We start from the raw sequence: 18,850 nt of genomic DNA on the forward strand, positions 1-18,850 counted from the left end.
CGCGCACCATTGCTACCGATCTCGTCAGGCCGTCAAACCCCGACGCTCGAGCAGCGGAGCAATCTGCGCTTTGCGTCCGATCAAGTCCTCATGCGCGACAAGCGGATCCACGCTGTCCCCGCGCGACAGTGTGGCGTCGGCGAAGCGTCGACCGTTCTCGCGTTCGAGCCCGCCTTCGGCGAGGAACCACTGCTCGGTTTCGGCGTCGAGCACCTCCGACCAGATGTAGGAGTAATACCCCGCCGAATAGCCGCCGCCGAAGATGTGATTGAAGTAGGAACTGCGATAGCGCGGCGGAATCAGTTCGGTCGCAAGACCTGCGTCGATCAACGCCTGCTTTTCGAAGGCCTCCACGTCATCGACAGCCTGGGCCTCGTCTTCCGTCAGCCGATGCCAGGCGAGATCGAGTGCCGACGCCGCAAGGTATTCGATGGTGCCATGGGCACTTTCGGAAGACGCTGAAGCCCGGGCGGCGTCGGCGAGTTCGGCCGGGATCGGCTCCCCGGTCTCGCGATGGCGCGCATAGTTGGCGAGCACGTCGGGATGCAGCGCCCACATCTCGTTGACCTGCGACGGGAACTCGACGAAGTCACGGGGCACCGACGTACCGGACTGCGACGGATAATCCACCGCGGACAACAAACCGTGCAGGGCATGTCCGAACTCGTGGAACAGTGTGGTGAGCTGATCCATGGTCAGCAGACACTGTTCTCCCGCATCGGGTTTCGTCAGATTCAGCACGTTGACGATGACCGGACGCTGCGCCAACACCTCCGACTGGTCGACGATGTTGCTCATCCACGCGCCGCCCCGCTTCGATGACCGCGCGTAGAAGTCGCCGAGGAACAACCCGATGCCGGTGCCGGTGTCGTCGAAAACCTCCCAGATGCGCACGTCCGGGTGGTAACCGGCCAGGTCGGTGCGCTCGGTGAAGCGCAGCCCGTAGAGTTTTCCGGCCGCGTAGAACACGCCACGCTCGAGTACCGCATTCAGTTCGCAGTAGTCGGCAAAGTCGTCGAGCGGAACGGTCGAGGTCGTCCGCTTCTCGCGTGCTAGCCAGTAGCTGTAATCGGCGGCGCCGATGTCGGCGCCTGCGGCGAACTCGGTGAGCCGCGTCAACTCCCGGCCACCGGCGCGCATCGCCGAAACGGCCAACTCTCCCAACAGCTCGTCCACGGCAGCGGGATCGGGTGCGGTCTGCTCGGCGATGACGTACTCGGCGTGGTCGCGGTAGCCGAGCAATGCGGCCCGACGCGCCCGCAGACGGACGATCTCCAACACGAGTTCGGTTGTGTCGTGGTCGTTTCCACGAGAACAGCGAGCCACCGACGCATCGAAGACCCGCTGCCGAACCCCTGCATCCGACAACGTCTCCACCGCGGACTGGCTCGTCGGCAGTTCGAGTGCGATGAGGTAGCCGGAGTCGTGCCCGGCGTCCGCCGCCGCCCGTCGCCCGGCGGCGATCTCACCCTTCGACATGCCGTCCAACTGCGATACGTCGTCGACGAGGACCGCCGAGGCGTTGGTGTCGTCGAGAATCTTCTGCGAGAAGGTGGTGGTGAGATAGGCCAGGCGGGAGGCGATTTGACGCATCTCAGCCTGTTCGTCGGGCCCCAGTGCGGCGCCCGCGCGCACCGCTTCGCGGTAGCGCTTGTCCAGCAGCCGACGCTGCGGCTCGGTCAGTTCGAGCTCCTCCGCGCGACCATGCAGATCCGAGATCCGCTTGAACAGAACCGGATTCATCGCGATCGTGTTCTCGTGATCGGTCAGCTCGGTCGAGAGCTGCTGCGAGATCGCATTTCGCTGCGGATTGGTGTCAGGGCCGACGAGATTGAGGAAGGTCCCGCTCGCCCGGGCCAGATCCCGACCCGAGAGTTCCAGCGCCTCAATGGTGTTCGAAAAGGTCGCCGGACGGGTATCTGCGGCGATCGCCTCGACCTCCCGAAGCTGTTCGGCCATCGCCGTGGCAAATGCGGGCAAGAAGTCATCGTCGGAGATCGACGCGAAATCCGGTAGCCCGTAGGGCAGATCACTCTCGGCCAGAACAGGATTGATCGAATCCACTGACATCACTTCCCCTTTGGTTTGTCACCCACCGCGTCGGTGGACAGCGCCGCGACGAACGCCTCCTGCGGCACGTCGACCCTCCCGATGGTTTTCATCCGCTTCTTGCCTTCCTTCTGCTTCTCGAGCAGTTTGCGCTTACGGCTGATGTCACCGCCGTAACACTTGGCGAGGACGTCCTTGCGGATGGCCCGAATGTTCTCGCGCGCAATGATCTTGGAGCCGATCGCTGCCTGCACCGGCACCTCGAACTGCTGGCGCGGGATCAGTTCCTTGAGCTTGGTCGCCATCTTGTTGCCGTAGGTGTAGGCGGCTTCCCGGTGCACGATCGCACTGAATGCGTCGACCGCCTCGCCCTGCAGCAAGATGTCGACCTTCACGAGATCGGCCTCCTGCTCGCCCGCCTCCTCGTAGTCGAGGCTGGCGTAGCCGCGGGTTCGGGATTTCAGTGCGTCGAAGAAGTCGAAGATGATCTCCGCGAGCGGCAGCGTGTACCGCAGTTCGACGCGGGTCTCGGACAGATAGTCCATGCCACCGAGCTCTCCGCGCCGGGACTGGCACAGCTCCATGATGGCGCCGATGAACTCACTGGGCGCGATGACCGTCGTCTTCACGATCGGTTCGAAGATGTTGCGGGTCTTGCCCTCCGGCCAGTCCGACGGGTTGGTGACGACGTGCTCGCTGCCGTCCTCCATCACGACGCGATACACGACGTTGGGGGCGGTGGAGATGAGGTCGAGCCCGAATTCACGCTCGAGCCGTTCACGCGTGATCTCCATGTGCAGCAGCCCGAGGAAGCCGCAGCGGAATCCGAAGCCGAGCGCCACCGACGTCTCCGGCTCGTAGGTGAGCGCGGCGTCGTTGAGTTGCAGCTTGTCCAGTGCCTCGCGCAGCACCGGGTAATCCGAGCCGTCCACCGGATACAGACCTGAGTACACCATCGGCCGCGGCTCGCGGTAGCCGGTGAGCGCTTGGGTCGCACCGTTGCGCGCGGTCGTCACGGTGTCACCGACCTTGGACTGCCGCACATCCTTCACGCCGGTGATGAGGTAACCGACCTCCCCGACACCGAGACCCTTGGACGGCTTCGGCTCGGGCGAGACGATGCCGACCTCGAGGAGTTCATGGGTCGCGCCGGTGGACATCATGGCGATCTTCTCGCGCGGCACGATCCTGCCGTCCACCACACGCACGTAGGTGACCACGCCGCGGTAGGTGTCGTAGACCGAGTCGAAGATCATCGCCCGCGCCGGAGCATCCGGATCGCCCTCGGGGGCGGGCACCAGCTTGATCACCTCGTCGAGCAGTTCGGTGACGCCGGCACCGGTCTTACCCGACACCCGCAGCACGTCGTCCGGTTCGCAGCCCACGATGTGCGCGATCTCGGCGGCGTAGCGGTCGGGGTCGGCGGCGGGAAGGTCGATCTTGTTCAGCACCGGGATGATGGTGAGATCGTTTTCCATGGCGAGGTACAGGTTCGCCAGCGTCTGAGCCTCGATCCCCTGCGCCGCGTCGACCAGTAGCACCGCGCCCTCGCACGCCTCCAGTGCCCGCGACACCTCGTAGGTGAAGTCGACGTGGCCGGGGGTGTCGATCAGGTGCAGGACGTAGTCGGTGTCCCCAACCTTCCAGGGCAGCCGCACGTTCTGTGCCTTGATGGTGATGCCGCGCTCGCGTTCGATGTCCATGCGATCGAGGTACTGCGCACGCATCTGGCGCTCTTCGACGACGCCGGTGAGCTGCAACATCCGATCGGCCAGGGTCGATTTCCCATGGTCGATGTGGGCAATGATGCAGAAGTTCCGAATCCGGGCCGGATCGGTGAAGGTGGTATCGGCGAAGCTAATCGTCAACTCTCCTCGATAAGGACGCTGCGCTGGACAAAACGCTGCGGTCGGGCGTCGGTGTCCATTTTCTCATGAGTACCCCGACCGCCCACGACCGAGGCTTTTCACCGCGCTCGACCCGACTACTGTGACCAGCGTGCCAGAGAACACCAGCGTCGAGTCCGTGGAGCGCGACGGCGTGGTCGCCGACATCCACCGGCCGGCATCGATCCCGCGTGCGACGGTCGTCCTCGCGCACGGCGCGGGCGGCAATCGCCACGCCGTGATCCTGCGGGCGCTCGCCGAGGCCTTGTCCGCGCGGGCCTTCACGGTCGCCCGCATCGACCTGCCCTACCGGCGGCGCCGCCCCAAGGGTCCGCCTAGCCCATCCACCGCCGCGGCCGACCGCGACGGCATCCGCGCGGCGTGCGCGATGTTCCGCGACGAATCCGGCGGCCCGCTCATCGTCGGCGGACATTCCTACGGCGGTCGACAGGCGTCGATGGCGGTGGCCGAAGACGGCGCCGACCTTGCCGACGGTCTCCTGCTCACGTCCTACCCCCTGCACCCGCCCGGAAAGCCCGACCGGCTGCGCACCGAGCACCTGTCGTCGATCGCGGTGCCGACGCTCGTCGTCCACGGCAGCACTGACCCGTTCGGGACCACCGACGAGATGGCCGCGGCGATCGGCCTCATCCCGGCGCCGACGCTGATCGTCGAGGTGGAGAAGACCGGCCACAATCTCGACCCGAACAAGAAGCCCACCGTGCTGTTGACCGTCGACGCCGTCGACGACTTCCTGCTGAAAGAGATTTGCCGATGACGCGCCGCGCGCCGATCCCGAAGCCCACCGCCCATTTCGCGCGGGAGGTCAGCTATTCACCGAACATCGACGGCGACGCCGACCCCGGCGAGATCGTCTGGACCTGGGTGCCGTTCGAGGACGACCCGAACCAGGGCAAGGACCGTCCGGTGCTCGTCGTCGGCCGCGACCGCGCCGATCAGAACTCCGACGATGTTCTCGGACTCATGTTGTCCAGCAAGGACTATCACCGCGACGACCCGGATTGGATCTCGGTCGGCGCCGGCGCGTGGGATGGTGAACACCGGGAGAGTTTCGTCCGGCTCGACCGCGTGCTCGTCATCGACGACGACGGAATCCGCAGGGAAGGCGCCATTCTCGATCGTCGCCGGTTCGACGAGGTGGCCGGCGAACTCCGCGCACAGCACGGCTGGCGCTGATCAGCCGCCCTCACGCCAGCCGCGTGATCTCCACGATCACATCGAGATCCGTTGCGCCGCCACCGGTGTAGATGCCCTTGAGGGGTGATACATCGGAATAGTCGCGGCCGACGCCCACCGACACATGCTGCTCGGTGATGGGGGTGTCATTGGTGGGGTCGTAGCCCCACCAACCGCCGGTCCACACCTCGATCCACGCGTGACTCTGACCTTCGACGGTTTTGTTGATCTTCGCATTCGGCTTGGGATGCAGGTAACCCGAGACGTAGCGCGACGGAATCCCCAAGCTGCGCAACATCAGTAGCGAGAGATGCGCATAGTCCTGGCAGACGCCCTTGCGCTCGTTCCATGCGTCGACGGCCGTCGTGTGCACACCGGTGGTGCCCGGCACGTACTCCATCTCGGCGTGGACGAACTTGCACACCGCCTCGACCGCCTCTTCCGGCGTCAAACCCTTCGCGAGCCGCTTCGCAGTCGCGCCGAGCCCGCGGTTCTTGGGGACATAGTCGGTGTTGGACAGCATCTCGTCGTAGCGGTCCTCGACGTACTCGCTACGAATGTCCTCCCAGGATCGGCTCTTGTCCGCATCCGGGCGTTCGCCCGCCTCGGTCTCCACCACCGACATCCCCGACACTTCGAGTTCCTCATGCGGTGCGTGCAGGTCGAATGCGGTGACCGCGGTTCCCCAGTAATCGGTGTAGCGATACGACCGGGTGGCGGGCACGGTCTCGACGCGGTTCACGATCACGTTCTGCCGGGCATCGCTGCGCGGGGTGAGGCGAGCCTCGTTGTACGACGACGTGACCGGTTCCTTGTAGGCGAATCCGGTGGAATGGACGACGCGCAGACGCCAGCTCACAGTTCACTCTCCTCGATCACGTGGCCCTCACTGACACGGGCGTCGGCCCACGACACGTACGGCGAGACGTGGAAGTACTGGTTGGTGACCGCCTCGTTGACGGCCCGACAGGTGTCCTGCAGGTCGACGAGCCGCTCCTGCAGATCGTCGAGAAGCTTTCCGGGCTCGAGGAATTCGAGCGAGCTGCGGGCGCGGCCGAGCAGCAGCTGCGCCTCGGCCTGGGCCCCGACGCGGCTCGGCCCCTTCTCCAGCATCGCCAGATTGTGCTCGGCGACGCTCAGCGCGTGGAAGATCGACCGCGGGAACAGGCGGTCGAGAAGCATGAACTCGACGATGTTCTCCGCGTTGAGGATTCCGCGATAGGTCCGCAGATAGGTGTCGTGCGCGCCCGCCGACACCAGGACGTTGACCCAGGCCGGCGAACTCGACCGATCGCCCGCGCGGGCCAACAGCATCCGGATGGTCATGTCCACCCGCTCGACCGAACGGCCGAGCAGCAGGTAGCGGTACCCGTCGTCGTGACTCATCGTCGCGTCCGCGAGACCGGCGAACATCGCCGCCCGATTCTTGACGTAGGCCAGGAACTCGTGCGGGCCCAGCCGGCGGGAACGGCGCTCGGCCGCGTCGAGCCCGTTGTACGTGGTGTTGAGGCATTCCCACAACTCGCTCGACGTCACCTCACGGGCACCGCGGGCGTTCTCCCGGGCCGCCCGCACCAGGTCGACGATCGAGCCGACGGCGTCGGAATCGTAGGCGACGCGCTCGGTCAGCGACCAGACGTCGAGTTCCTCACCCGATTCGGGTGCGGGGAGTCCGAGGACCTGAACGATCAGGCGGGCCTGACGGTCGACGTCGACCGTCGCGTCCTCGAGCAGCTGCTGGATGGCCACGTCGAGGATGCGGGCCATGTCATCGGCCCGCTCCACATAACGGCCGATCCAATACAACGACTCCGCGTTGCGGGCCAACATCATCGTGCGTCACCACCCTGTTCCTGGCCGCCCTGCTGCTGCGACTGCACCATGTCGCCCATCTGCTGACTCTGCGTGGACATGACGCCCTGTTGTTGCTGTTGAGTCTGTGTGTGCACGGGGTCCGGAGCACTCTCGGCCGGTCGTGCGGCGGCGACACCACTCGCCGTCACCACCTTGGCGCCGGACATCTCCCGCTCCTCTTCGGACCCTCGCGACGCCAGCACCCACGTGTCCTTGGAACCACCGCCCTGACTGGAGTTCACCACGAGCGAGCCCTCCGGGAGCGCAACTCGCGTCAACCCACCCGGCAGGACCCACACCGACTCACCGTCGTTGACGGCGAACGGCCGCAGGTCGACGTGTCGTGGGCGCAGGTCGTCGCCGATCTTGGTCGGCACGGTGGACAGCTGCACCACCGGCTGCGCGATCCAGCCACGCGGGTCGTTGCGGACCTTGCGCGCCAGCGTGTCCAACTCGGCCTTGGTGGCGTCGGGACCGAACACGATGCCGTAGCCGCCCGAGCCCTCCACCGGTTTCACCACCAGCTCGTCGATGCGGTCGAGCACCTCCTCGCACTCGTGGTCGAGCCAGCAGCGCAGGGTGTCGACGTTCTGCAACGACGGCTTCTCGCCCAGGTAGTACTCGATGATCTCCGGGACGTAGGTGTAGATCAGCTTGTCGTCGCCGATGCCGTTGCCAACCGCGCTGGAGATCACCACGTTGCCCGCACGCGCCGCGTTGAGCAGTCCCGCAACCCCGAGCATCGAGTCCGGCCGGAACTGCATCGGGTCCAAGAAGTCGTCGTCGATGCGCCGGTAGATGACGTCCACCCGTTGCTCGCCCTCGGTGGTCCGCATGTAGACGACGTTGTCGCGGCAGAAGAGGTCGCGGCCCTCCACCAGCTCGACGCCCATCAACCGGGCGAGCAGCGAATGCTCGAAATATGCCGAGTTGGCCACGCCCGGGGTGAGCACCACGATGTTGGGGTCGGCCTCGTTGAAGGCCGCGGAGGCGCGCAGGGCCCGCAGCAGGTGGCTCGGGTAGTCGGCGACCGCACGCACCCGGTGCGTGGCGAACAGATCCGGGAACACGCGCGCCATCGCGCGTCGATTCTCCAGGACGTAGGACACACCCGACGGCGAGCGGAGGTTGTCCTCGAGAACACGGAAGTCGCCGTTCTCGTCGCGGATCAGGTCGATACCGGCGACGTGGATGCGAACCCCGTTGGGTGGTTTGATGTTTGCCGCCTGGCGGTGAAAGTGCTCACACGAGTGCACGAGCCGCTTGGGCAGCACACCGTCGCGCAGGATCTCCTGCTCGCCGTAGATGTCGTCGAGGAACAGTTCGAGCGCCTGCACGCGCTGGGTGATGCCGGCCTCGAGCTTGGTCCACTCCGTGGCCGAAATCACCCGTGGCACAACATCCAACGGGAAGGGCCGCTCCTTGCCGGACAGCGAGAAGGTGACACCCTGGTCGAGATAGGCACGTCCGAGCGCGTCCACCCGCGTCTCGAGATCGGACCGATCCTGGCGGCTCATCGCCTTGTGGATACCGCGATACGGTGTGCGGACGTCGGTTTCGCCGTCGAACATCTCGTCGTAGGCCTCGCCATAGGGACCCGACGCGTAACCGTCGAAAAGTCCTACCGCAGTTGATGTTTCGCCCGCAGAATTGGGCCTCGTCCTGGCCCCGGCGGGCCGCCCTCCCGACTTGCTCGTGGTCGTCGAGGACGACGATTTGGCCGGTACTGACTTACGCGCCGCTGCCTTCTTGGCGGGCGCACTGGTGGAAGCGGGGCTCATAACTTGCCATGGTGCTACAAAAACGCCGATTCGGCATGGTGGTCGCCGACACGCGCAACACGCTGGGGCGATGCCGACCAGGCACTCACACCGAGCGGCGCGCCCCCAGCGCACGCCTGCGCATACGTCGCACCACGTTCACCGCGCGCGTCTGCCAGCGCGGTCGCACGCTGGGCAGCGGCGCCGCGAGCACCATGGCGGCCATCGTGTCCAGGGCGACATCGAGCACGTCGTCGGAGGTCGGGGGTGGCGCGTCACCGGTGGCGCCCGCGGTCGTAGTCACCCCGAGGTCGGCAAGGTCGCCGGTGACCCGGTAGCCCGCCGATCGGACTGCCGCGACCATCGACGCCGACTTCGCCGCCGCCCATTCGCGCTGCGCGGGCGACAGCGCCTGGGCCGGGCCGCCGGGGGCGTCGAACAGGATCTCGCCGATCAGCTGCCCCTTGATCACCCGCTCGTAGCGACGCCATTCGATGGTGTCGGGCTGCAACCTGAGATTGAGGGCGCGCAGGAACTCGGCTTGCGCGGCCGACAGCGAGCTGTTGGTGCTGGGTACCGGGATGGTCAGCGCGGCGGGATCGACGCCGATGGTCGTGAGGAAGCGGTCCCACAGGGAGTCCCCCGGGACCGCCTGGGCACCGCGGGGCCCGACGGTGACGACGTGCACCCGCTCGGGGCCCACCACCTGCGACCATCGGTCCAGAATTTCCACGAAGTCCTGGAATTCCCAGAACGGCTCCTCGTCGATCACCGGCGGCGGATCGGCCGGGCTCTGATCGGGCGAATCGGGCCGGGCGAAGGCGCGCACCGACGAGACGAACTCGTCGAAACTCGCACGACGCTGATTCTTGACGTTCTCCTGCCACACCGACGGCAACTGGCGGGCCAGGTCCCGAACCGTCGCGATGACATGCACCTCGTCGGCAAAGGACAGGTCACTCATGAGGGACTCGATCTGCGCCGGTGTGGCGGTGCTGTACAGCTCGTGGGAGAGCAGCGAGGTCTGCGGCCACGCACGCATCTGTCCGAGCAGTTTCGGCCAGGTCCCGGCGAACGCCGGATCGGCCCAGTCGAGGTAGCGGTCGGGCTGCAGGTGCACGGCGGCATGAAAGTGGTCGGAGATCACATTTCCGGGGTAAAGCAGCCCCGATGACCTGAGTGCCAGGTCACGGTTGCGCCAGAGCCGGTCCTGCAGGTGGGTGGTGCCGGTCTTGGGCAGGCCGACGTGCACGAAGACGACTGACATGATGGTCAAAGACTAGACATTTGCTCACGGTGATCGGAAGCCGTGGCCTGTGTGTTCACCGTCGGGTTCAGCGATTTTGGGCAGAACCACCGCGACTGGTAATGTTGATCGCTGTTGCAGTGACGAGGTGGCACCCGTGTCGCCGGTGCGCGCTGCCGGCGCGAGCCGAACCCGATGCGGGTCTGCGAGCTCAGCCAGAACAGACCGAACACACCAGCATTGACCAGAGGAAACACGCGTGGCAAACATCAAGTCCCAGATCAAGCGCAACCGCTCCAACGAAGCGGCGCGCAAGCGCAACCAGTCGGTGAAGTCGTCGCTGCGTACCGCGATCCGCGGCTTCCGCGAGGCCGTCGAGGCCGGGGACAAGGACAAGGCCACCGAGCTCGGCCAGTCGGCCAGCCGCAAGCTGGACAAGGCTGCCAGCAAGGGCGTCATCCACGCCAACCAGGCTGCGAACAAGAAGTCGGCGATCGCCATCGCCGTCAACAAGCTCTGATCTGACCCGCGATTCGGCCTGACCGAATCAGCGCATCAGCACTTCCGGCTCACCCCGGCGACGTCCACGCAGTCGCCGGGGTGAATCGCGTCTGCACCGACGGTGGGCTGAGATCGTGGAGGAGGTACCTCGCGGCTGAGTCGCGAAAGAGCCCCGGCCTCAGGGCCCGATCCGGCACAAAAGTAGGGGAAGAAACTCGTCTCCTGCCCTTGGTGTCCTCCCCTAGAAGTTTCTCGCGGACGACTATGAACCCCGGGGAAGAAGTTCTTCCCCTAGGCTTTCGCAGCAGGCGCTGCCGTATTTCCCCAGCTCACGGGGGCGGTCACCGAGCTCTCCCGATCAGTGACGCTCCCGCGGCCGGCACCGCACCACCCTGTGCCGAATCGTTGAATCTGTGCGCTGCAGCACACAGATTTTCCAACAGGACACAGAGTGTCCGGAGTGGATCAGTCCCGACGCCGACCGGTGGGCCGCAGGTCGGCGACCGTGGCGACGGCATGGGTGAGCGCATAGTCGGCGTCGGCCGCCTGCCCCTTGACGTCGGCGTTGAGCGCCGCGACCACCTTCATCGCCCGGGCGATCGACTCGGAGTCCCAGGCCCGCGCCTGAGCTTGCACGTTCTTGACCCGATTGGGTGACATACCGACTTCCGACGCCACCGAGAAGTGATTGCCGGTCAGCGGACGCACGCGTGCGATGGCGTGGACCGCCTCGGCCAGGGCGTCGGCGAGCAGGACGCGGGCCACGCCGTGATGCAAGGCCCATGCGAGCGATTCGAGAGCAGCCGCCCGATCACCGGTCACCGCTCGGTCGGCCACTTCGAAGCCGGTCACCTCCGGCCGACCTTGGTAGTACAACCGGACCGCGTCGCGATCGACCTTGCCGCCGGTGTCGGCCACCAGCTGGGCACATGCCGCCGCAAGTTCACGCAGCTCCGACCCGACCCCCTCGACCACCTGCTCGACGACGTCGGCGTGGACCTTGACGCCGAGCGCACGAAACTCCTTGCGCACAAAGTCCATCCGCTCCGACGGCCAGCGCGGAGCGGCCGTGGCGTGCTCCACGGCACCGGATTTCTTCAGTGCGGGCACGAGCGATTTCGCCCGACCACCGCCGTTGTGAATCACCATGAGCGTGATGCCGTCGGGCAGCGAGTCAGCAGCCTGCGCGATCAGTGCAGCCGGTTCCTTGCCCGCATCCGCTGCGGACCCGACGACCACGATGCGTTCCTCGGCGAACAACGACGGACTGAGCAACTCCGCGAGTTCGTGCTCACTGACATCCCCCGCACGCACACGCGTGACCGGCACGGGGGTCCCGGCAGCTTTCGACTGCTCAGCAGACACCGCCGAGATGACCCGGCCGGTGAGGAAGTCGTCGTCGCCGAGGAGCAGGTGCAGACGTTCGGTCACGGCCACAATCGTGCCAGACCGGGGTGACAGCGAACCGCGCAGACCGCGACTTCTCACCCCGATGATCGGCGGCCCCGCGACATCCACCGTGCGCAACCTCGCCGGACGAGCACGACGAGACCCGTGACGACAAGGACGATCGCGGCGCCCAGTACCCCGTCGGGTACCACGATGCGGGCCCAACTCAACCGTCCGAGCGTTCGCGCGCACACCCGCATCCACCACAATTCGGGGGCGACGCCCCGGACGAGCAGTTCGGCGGTCGCAGCGCCCGCTCCGTCCGCGGACCCGATCACCCCGACACAGGCGGCGACGGTGCCGACCACGCTGATCACCGCAACCACCGGCGCCACAAGCAGATTCGCCACCACCCCGACCACGGAGAAGGTGCCGGTCACCATCGCCACGATCGGTGCGGTCACCACCTGAGCCGCGATCGCCATCGCGAGGATCTCCGCGGGCCCGGGCGGGATCCGCATGCCGCGCAGTCCGTCGCGTATCCGCGGTGCCCACAGGACCAGTCCTGCGGTGGCGACCACCGACAATGCAAAGCCGGGTTGGAGCGCCAACTCCGGCCACCACAGCAAGGCCCCCACGACCGCGGCACCCAACGCCGGAAACGCCTGCGCACGTCGCGACGACAAGAGCGCCAGCAGGCCGATGGCACCCATGATCGCCGCCCGGAGCACACTCGGTGACGGTCGGACGAGCACCACGAAACCGAGGATCGTCACCGCACCCAGAATCGCCGCCAGCCGAGGCGACGCACCAGCAGCACGAACCAGCATCAGCACCGCGCCGCAGATGATCGCGAAATTGCTCCCCGACACCGCCGTGAGATGGCTGAGCCCGGACGCCCGGAAGTCCTCTTGCACAACCGGATCAAGGGTTCTCGTGTCACCGATGACCAGCCCCGGCAGCAGGCCCGACGACTCGGAGCCCAATGCCCGGGAACTGACAATCTGCAGACGGTCACGTACCGCGCCGGCCAACCGCTGGTGAATGGGTGGATGTCCGATCAGCGTCGGCGGACCTGCCGCGGTCAAGCGGGCGGTCAGCAGCGAACCGGCCGGCGGCGGACGCACCCGCACCAGCGCGCGAACCCGCTGACCCGGCAACAACACCGACCACTGCGCCGTGTCCGCAGACAACTCCGCTGGTCCCGGTGCGACCGTTCGCGCGCCGATCTGATTCACGACCACACGGGCCCGGACCCGACCGTGCCGCTCATCTCCGACGACCGTCGGATCGTCGCGGATGACCATGGTGACCGTCACTTTGCCGGACACGTCGGCAAGTGGGTGGTCGGCACGCTCCTCCTGCCGAATGAACATGGCCGTCGCGCATGTTGCAGCCAGACCGGTCGCGACCACCAGCAGGCCGACGGTGCGCCAGCTTACCAGCCCACGAGCACATGCCACGCCCGACGATCCGCAGCAGATCACCGAGACGATCGCGGCGAGCGCCGTGACCTGTTGCGAGGCAGCAAGTCCAGCAATCGTGGTGGCCCATACCACGACCGCGGGGAGCAGCAGGCGAAGATCCACACCTCGGCGATCCGGCTCAGACCGTCACCAGGTCGCGGAGTTTCGCCAGCCGCGCCGGCCCGATCCCGTCGACCTCCCCGAGCTGGTCGACGTTGCTGAATCGGCCATTCTTGTTGCGCCAGTCGATGATTGCGCGAGCGGTCACCGGGCCGACACCGGGCAACGCATCGAGCTCCGACTCGGTGGCGGTGTTCAGATTGACGCGAGCCCCCGACTCGGGACCCGGTGTCGCCGATGGCGTCGTAGGACCGCCGCCAGGCGTTGCCGACGACGCGGAGTCCGTGCGCGTGGCCGGGACAACCGAACTGCGCAGCGCGCGTCCGTCGGCGCCGGCGTATCCCACGAGAACCTGATCTCCGTCATGCAGGAGTTGCGCAAGATTCAGCGACACCGTGTCGGCTCCCTGACGCGGCCCGCCGGCCGTCTCGATGGCGTCGGCGACCCGAGCGCCCGACGGCACTCTCACGAGGCCGGGCCGGTGCACCAGTCCGACCACACTCACCACCAGTTGGGCCGGCGCCGGCACGGCGGTCGGCATCGACGTCGTCATCGGCACCGACGGGCCTGCCGTCGGTTCGAACGCCACCGCAGGCGGCGGGTCCGAGCCACGAAAGAGTCCGAAACCGGCTACCACGCAAGCGATCACACCGATTGCAAGGAGTGCGAGAGCGGCCGGCGGCGCGACGGCGAACCGTCGGGAGCCGATGCGTTCGGCGTCGTCCTCGTCATCCTCGGAGTCGAGCAAGGTCGGCGACCGCACGGCAGTCGAACCTCCGCGGCCGTCGTGGTCGCCGTCCACGGGGTCGAGCCAGGCCGGCATGGCGCCTATCCCCCACCGCGTCTCGGAGACGTGATCGGCATCCGGCGCGGAGTCGGTGTCCGGCCCGGAGTCAGTGTCCGGGACCACCTCCGGCGCGCCCACGAGTGACCGACCAGTCGTGGCCGAGGGTCCGACCGGCGACAGGCGATCGAGCGGATTACGCCGTCCTGATGTGCTCATGCCCGAAGGCTAGGGCCGCGACCCGACCGGCAAGGCGGTTGGCGCGCGTGCGGTGCACCGGTCTGTGCACACACGACGGACTGTGCACAGACCTCGTCGGGTCAGTCCCGACCGATCCCCTCGATGGGCTCGAGATGACTTGCGATGACGACTCCGACCGCACCCGGCCCGACGTGACAGCCGAGCACCGGACCCAGGTCGACGGTGATCTCCGAGACGACGACCCGGAGCTTGGACCGCAGCTGCTCGGCCAGATCGGCGGCGGCGGCGTCGGCTGCGCAGTGCTGGATGCCCAGCGTCACGGCGCGTCCGGCGGCCGACTCGACGGCGGCGTCGACCATCTTCGCGAGCGCCTTGGAGAACGTTCGGTGGCGTTCGCGCAGGGCAAGGGTGCCGTCGACCATGTGCAGGATCGGCTTGATCGCCAGGGCCGAACCCAGCATCTTGCTGGCCGCGCTGATTCGCCCACTGTTGCGCAGGTTGTCCAGGTTCTGCACGCAGAGCAACGAGTCGACGGTCGCGGCCTCGCGGATCGCCGACTCATAGACGCGGTCTCGGTCAGCGCCCGTTCGCGCCGCCTGCGCTGCTGCGATCGCGGTGAACCCCACTGCGAGACCCACCGAGCGCGAGTCCACGACCCGGACCTGACCCGAGAACTTCTCCGCGGCCAATCGAGCCGACGCCCAGGTGCCCGACAGGCGACGCGACATGTGTACGGCCACCACACCGTCGCCGTCGCTGTCGGCGATGGCGGCGTCGAAGGCCTCCGTGAGCTCGTGCGGGTTGGCTCCCGAAGTGGTGACCCCGGGGGTCGAGATGAGATCGGGCGGAATCTCGTCGACGCCCTCCCGATAGTCCTGACCGTCGAGCGTCAGGTGCAGCGGGACCTGGCGGATGCCGTAATGGTCGGCCACCGACCGCGGCAACCGCGAGGACGAATCCGTGACGACGACGACAGGCACGCGTCTACGTTAGCCGGTTCACCCGGCCGGATGCGCCTCGGCCGCGCTCACCGCGGGAACGACGAGTTCCGCTATCCGGCGGTGACACTCGAAACCCCAGTGGATGCCGTCCGGATTCATCTCGACGTCCGGGTCGTCGAATGCGTCCCGCGTCGTCGGATAGAAGTCGACACACCTGATCTGGTGACTATCCGCCCAACGCTGCATCGCCGACGTGGTCGGTATCCGACCGAGGTGCACGTTGCCGTAGTACGGGCTCCGGTGTGTTGGTGGCAGACACAGCAGGAGCGGCAGGTCAGGTCGCAACTGGGCCAGCGCGGCGCGAATCTTCTCCAAGTACTCGACGGTGATCCGCGGCGGCAACGCCACCGGCCAGCCGAGGCGCGACGCCCGCGGTTGCACCCACTGGTATCCGTCGCGCACCAGCTGCCGAAGCCTGTTCGGCCGCAGATAGCGGATTTCCTCGCGCAAGGCGGTGGGCAGCGGTGACGGCAGACTGTCCATGCCGCCGAAGGCCAGCACCACCACGTCGGCGTCGGGGACCGCAGCCCAGATGTTCGGGTCCTGGGTGAGTGCCCACCACACGTCTCGACTCGTCCAGCCGATGCGGCCGAACAAGTGGATGCGACGCCGACATTGCTCGCCGACGATCACCGGCCAGATCCGCGAATCCGTTGCGGGCAGACCGCCGGTGGGTCCGTAGTAGGCGAGCGAATCCGAGAGCACCAACACACTGCCGGGTCGGGCGCTCACTGGATCGCCGGGTCCGAATCCTCGGCGGACGCATTCCACACGTCGAGACGCCAGCGGCCCGGCGCACCCGGCATCCCGTGGCTGGACAACTGAACCCAGCTGGTGTTGGCGAGACCGCCGAACACCGGCCAGTTCTCGACCGGCAACGCCAGCAGCCCAGCCGTCATCGCCGCGATCACTCCGCCGTGGGCAACCAGCACCACCGGGGCCTCCGGCGTATCGCCGGCGCCCCACTCGGGCAGTTCGGCGATCAGCTCGTCGACCACGGGGATCGCCCGCGCGGCCACCTGGACCCGGCTCTCACCACCCGGTGGTGTCCACGTCGCATCGTCGCGCCACACCGCACGCGCACCCGGCGCGGACACGTCGACCTCGCTGTGGGTGAGTCCCTGCCAATCCCCGAGGTGCGTCTCGCGCAGCCGCTCATCGGTGGCCACCGTGAGACCGGTGCGCTGTGCCAACGCCTCGGCGGTGTCGCGTGCACGTCGCAGGTCCGACGATCTGATCACCATCGGCTGCCGCTCGACCAATGCCGCCGCCGCCCACTTTGCTTGACGCACACCAAGTTCGGACAGGTCAGTGTCGAGCTGACCCTGCATCCGGCTGCCCGCGTTGTACTCGGTTTGCCCATGCCGCAGCAGGATCAGTCGTCGGACCACCGGGGTGAGGCGTTCGACGGCGGTGTCGTGCGAATCCGGTCCACCACTCACGACGGGTCACCCAGATCGACCACCGGGCAGTCCTGCCACAGCCGCTCCAGCGCGTAGAACTGCCGTTCGTCGGCGTGCTGGATATGTACGACGATGTCGACGTAATCGAGCAGCGCCCAGCGGCCCTCGCGCGTCCCCTCGCGTCGTACCGGTTTGTGCCCGGCCTCCCGCAGCTTGTCCTCGACCTCGTCGACAATCGCGTTGACCTGACGCTCGTTGTCGGCCGAGGCGATCACGAACGCGTCGGTGATCACCAACTGCTCGGACACGTCGAGCACCGTCACGTCGTGCGCGAGTTTGTCGGCGGCCGCCGCAGCAGCCACCCGTGCCATCTCCAGCGCTTCTGCTGACGCAGTCACACCCGTCCCTTCGTCTTTGCCTCACCGGCGGTGTCGAGGCCGCCATCCCGCGCCGGCGGCGACACCCCGGGCGAGGTCGCCCGAGGCGCACGATACAGCTTCCGTTTGGCTATGTACTGCACGACTCCGTCGGGCACCAGGTACCAGACGGGTCTGCCCTTCGCGGCCCGGGTGCGGCATTCGGTCGAGGAGATCGCCAGCGCCGGGATCTCCAACATCTGCAGCGTGTCGGGCGGCATCGTCTCCAGATGCTGCGCCAGATGCTTCGCGTTGAGCTCGTAGCCGGGCCGACTCACGCCGACGAACCGAGCCAGCTCGAACAGTTCCTCCCAGTCCTGCCAGGACAGGATCGACTCCAGCGCATCGGCACCGGTGATGAAGTACAGCTGCGCATCGGGCAGCAGTTCGTGCAGGTCACGCAGGGTGTCGACGGTATAGGTGTCACCCGCACGATCGATGTCGACCCGGCTCACGCTGAATCGCGGGTTCGACGCGGTCGCGATGACCGTCATCAGATACCGGTCCTCGGGCGGGCTCACCCGCGCGTCCTCATCGAGCTTCTGCCACGGCCGCCCCGTGGGGACGAAGATGACCTCGTCGAGCGCGAACCGGTGCGCGACCTCGCTGGCCGCGACGAGGTGCCCGTTGTGGATCGGATCGAACGTGCCACCCATCACGCCGATGCGGCGCACACGCGAACGGTCGACGGACATGAAGGGTGAGTCTACGCGTCCTCGCCGCGCCGTCGGAGTATCGAGGCTGCTCGACAGCAGCTCAGATCGGCAGGAGGTCGGCGATGACGCGGCCGAGTTGCACCGCGTTACGGCACTCGAACATGTCGATCGCCTCCTGGTAATCGGTCGCAGCCGAGTCCCCGGTGCCCCAGTGCGTCTGCGCCTCGGGATTGAGCCAATAGGCGTGCCGGGCCCGGTCCACCAGCTCCGTCAGAGCACCGATCGACGTGTCGTGGAAGTTGTTGCGCGCATCGCCCAGAATCAGCAGCGCACCGCGATGGGTCAGGGAGTCCGCGTACTCGGAGACAAAGCCGCGCAGCATGTTCCCGTAATCGGAATGCCCGTCACGAGTGCTGATGCGGGCGGTCGAGATCATCGCGTGCATGGCCGCGCCGAAGTCGTCCTCGCCATGGTCGAAGTACTCGGTCACCTCGTCGACGGTGTCCACGAACGCGAACACCCGAACCTTGGAGAACTGCTGGCGCAGCGCGTAGACCAAACGCAACGTGAACTGGCTGAAACCGGCGACCGACCCCGACACGTCACACACGATGATGAGCTCGGGACGGCCCGGCCGCGGCTTGCGGTGACTCAGTTCGATCGGCACGCCACCGGTCGACATCGAGGCGCGCAGCGTCTTGCGCACGTCGACCGCACCCCGATGCGCCCGCCGTCTGCGGGTCTCCAGTTTGGCCGCCAACAGTCGTGCGAGCGGCTCGATGGTGCGCCGGATCTCCATCTGCTCGCGCGCACCGGCAGACAGGAAGTTGATGTTCTCCGGGAGTTGCGGGACCGCGTACTCGCCGACGCGCTCGCGGCCGTTGCGATCGGCCATCCGACGCTGCGTCTCCGTCTCGATGG

The 18,850-nt window shown here is 67.0% G+C and carries 18 protein-coding genes; 3 read left to right on the forward strand and 15 right to left on the reverse strand.

What is annotated here, in order from left to right; all coding sequences use genetic code 11:
• Window positions 1-24: 24 nt before the first annotated feature.
• Window positions 25-2,070, reverse strand: coding sequence for a M3 family metallopeptidase (locus ABZW74_RS11015; RefSeq protein ID WP_355276185.1), 2,046 nt, complete (start codon window positions 2,068-2,070; stop codon window positions 25-27).
• Window positions 2,070-3,917: a translation elongation factor 4 gene (gene lepA, locus ABZW74_RS11020; RefSeq protein WP_240857574.1), complete on the reverse strand. Its 1,848-nt coding sequence runs from the start codon at window positions 3,915-3,917 to the stop codon at window positions 2,070-2,072. The genes ABZW74_RS11015 and lepA overlap by 1 nt, the downstream gene beginning before the upstream one ends.
• Before the next feature lie 121 nt (window positions 3,918-4,038).
• On the opposite strand from lepA, the gene ABZW74_RS11025 reads away from it, so the two are divergent.
• Window positions 4,039-4,713 carry an alpha/beta fold hydrolase gene (locus tag ABZW74_RS11025; protein ID WP_355276187.1) on the forward strand — a complete coding sequence of 225 codons (675 nt, stop codon included), beginning with the start codon at window positions 4,039-4,041 and terminating at the stop codon, window positions 4,711-4,713.
• Window positions 4,710-5,132 (forward strand): type II toxin-antitoxin system PemK/MazF family toxin, encoded by a 423-nt coding sequence (locus ABZW74_RS11030; protein ID WP_240857572.1) that lies wholly within the window; start codon window positions 4,710-4,712, stop codon window positions 5,130-5,132. The genes ABZW74_RS11025 and ABZW74_RS11030 overlap by 4 nt, the downstream gene beginning before the upstream one ends.
• A gap of 10 nt (window positions 5,133-5,142) precedes the next feature.
• Here ABZW74_RS11030 and ABZW74_RS11035 read toward each other — a convergent pair whose 3' ends face one another.
• The 4 genes from ABZW74_RS11035 to ABZW74_RS11050 all read right to left on the reverse strand — a co-directional run bounded on the left by ABZW74_RS11035 (window position 5,143) and on the right by ABZW74_RS11050 (window position 10,013).
• Window positions 5,143-5,991, reverse strand: coding sequence for a transglutaminase family protein (locus tag ABZW74_RS11035; protein ID WP_240857571.1), 849 nt, complete (start codon window positions 5,989-5,991; stop codon window positions 5,143-5,145).
• Window positions 5,988-6,965 (reverse strand): alpha-E domain-containing protein, encoded by a 978-nt coding sequence (locus tag ABZW74_RS11040; protein ID WP_240857570.1) that lies wholly within the window; start codon window positions 6,963-6,965, stop codon window positions 5,988-5,990. Before ABZW74_RS11040 ends, ABZW74_RS11035 begins: the two co-directional genes overlap by 4 nt.
• Window positions 6,962-8,767, reverse strand: a complete 1,806-nt coding sequence (locus ABZW74_RS11045; protein WP_240857569.1) for a circularly permuted type 2 ATP-grasp protein — start codon at window positions 8,765-8,767, stop codon at window positions 6,962-6,964. The genes ABZW74_RS11040 and ABZW74_RS11045 overlap by 4 nt, the downstream gene beginning before the upstream one ends.
• Window positions 8,768-8,852: 85 nt before the next feature.
• Window positions 8,853-10,013: a sulfotransferase family protein gene (locus ABZW74_RS11050; RefSeq protein ID WP_240857568.1), complete on the reverse strand. Its 1,161-nt coding sequence runs from the start codon at window positions 10,011-10,013 to the stop codon at window positions 8,853-8,855.
• A gap of 238 nt (window positions 10,014-10,251) precedes the next feature.
• On the opposite strand from ABZW74_RS11050, the gene rpsT reads away from it, so the two are divergent.
• Window positions 10,252-10,512, forward strand: a complete 261-nt coding sequence (gene rpsT / locus ABZW74_RS11055; RefSeq protein ID WP_355276191.1) for a 30S ribosomal protein S20 — start codon at window positions 10,252-10,254, stop codon at window positions 10,510-10,512.
• A 446-nt stretch (window positions 10,513-10,958) separates the two neighbouring features.
• Here the strand turns inward: rpsT and holA are convergent, their stop codons facing one another.
• From holA to ABZW74_RS11100, 9 genes are all read right to left on the reverse strand, one after another.
• A complete protein-coding gene (gene holA, locus ABZW74_RS11060) occupies window positions 10,959-11,924 on the reverse strand; it encodes a DNA polymerase III subunit delta (RefSeq protein WP_355276193.1) in 966 nt (321 codons plus the stop codon).
• A 53-nt stretch (window positions 11,925-11,977) separates the two neighbouring features.
• Window positions 11,978-13,471, reverse strand: a complete 1,494-nt coding sequence (locus ABZW74_RS11065) for a ComEC/Rec2 family competence protein (RefSeq protein WP_355276195.1) — start codon at window positions 13,469-13,471, stop codon at window positions 11,978-11,980.
• Window positions 13,472-13,487: 16 nt separating this feature from the next.
• The gene (locus tag ABZW74_RS11070; protein ID WP_355276197.1) at window positions 13,488-14,471 is read right to left on the reverse strand and encodes a helix-hairpin-helix domain-containing protein; all 984 of its coding nucleotides are present in this window, start codon (window positions 14,469-14,471) and stop codon (window positions 13,488-13,490) included.
• A 101-nt stretch (window positions 14,472-14,572) separates the two neighbouring features.
• Window positions 14,573-15,433 carry a DegV family protein gene (locus tag ABZW74_RS11075; RefSeq protein ID WP_355276199.1) on the reverse strand — a complete coding sequence of 287 codons (861 nt, stop codon included), beginning with the start codon at window positions 15,431-15,433 and terminating at the stop codon, window positions 14,573-14,575.
• 18 nt (window positions 15,434-15,451) lie between these two features.
• Complete coding sequence (octT, locus tag ABZW74_RS11080; RefSeq protein ID WP_355276201.1) at window positions 15,452-16,186, reverse strand: diglucosylglycerate octanoyltransferase; 735 nt, start codon at window positions 16,184-16,186, stop codon at window positions 15,452-15,454.
• A complete protein-coding gene (locus ABZW74_RS11085; RefSeq protein ID WP_355276203.1) occupies window positions 16,183-16,896 on the reverse strand; it encodes a histidine phosphatase family protein in 714 nt (237 codons plus the stop codon). Before ABZW74_RS11085 ends, octT begins: the two co-directional genes overlap by 4 nt.
• Complete coding sequence (gene rsfS, locus ABZW74_RS11090) at window positions 16,893-17,255, reverse strand: ribosome silencing factor (RefSeq protein WP_240857560.1); 363 nt, start codon at window positions 17,253-17,255, stop codon at window positions 16,893-16,895. The genes ABZW74_RS11085 and rsfS overlap by 4 nt, the downstream gene beginning before the upstream one ends.
• Entirely contained in the window at window positions 17,252-17,968 is a 717-nt protein-coding gene (nadD, locus tag ABZW74_RS11095; RefSeq protein WP_240857559.1) for a nicotinate-nucleotide adenylyltransferase, read from the reverse strand. The genes rsfS and nadD overlap by 4 nt, the downstream gene beginning before the upstream one ends.
• Window positions 17,969-18,029: 61 nt before the next feature.
• Window positions 18,030-18,850: VWA domain-containing protein (locus ABZW74_RS11100; RefSeq protein ID WP_355276206.1), on the reverse strand; the 821-nt coding region annotated here is incomplete at its 5' end.

It is taken from the genome of Gordonia sp. NPDC003585 (assembly GCF_040610755.1).
Lineage (GTDB): Bacteria > Actinomycetota > Actinomycetes > Mycobacteriales > Mycobacteriaceae > Gordonia.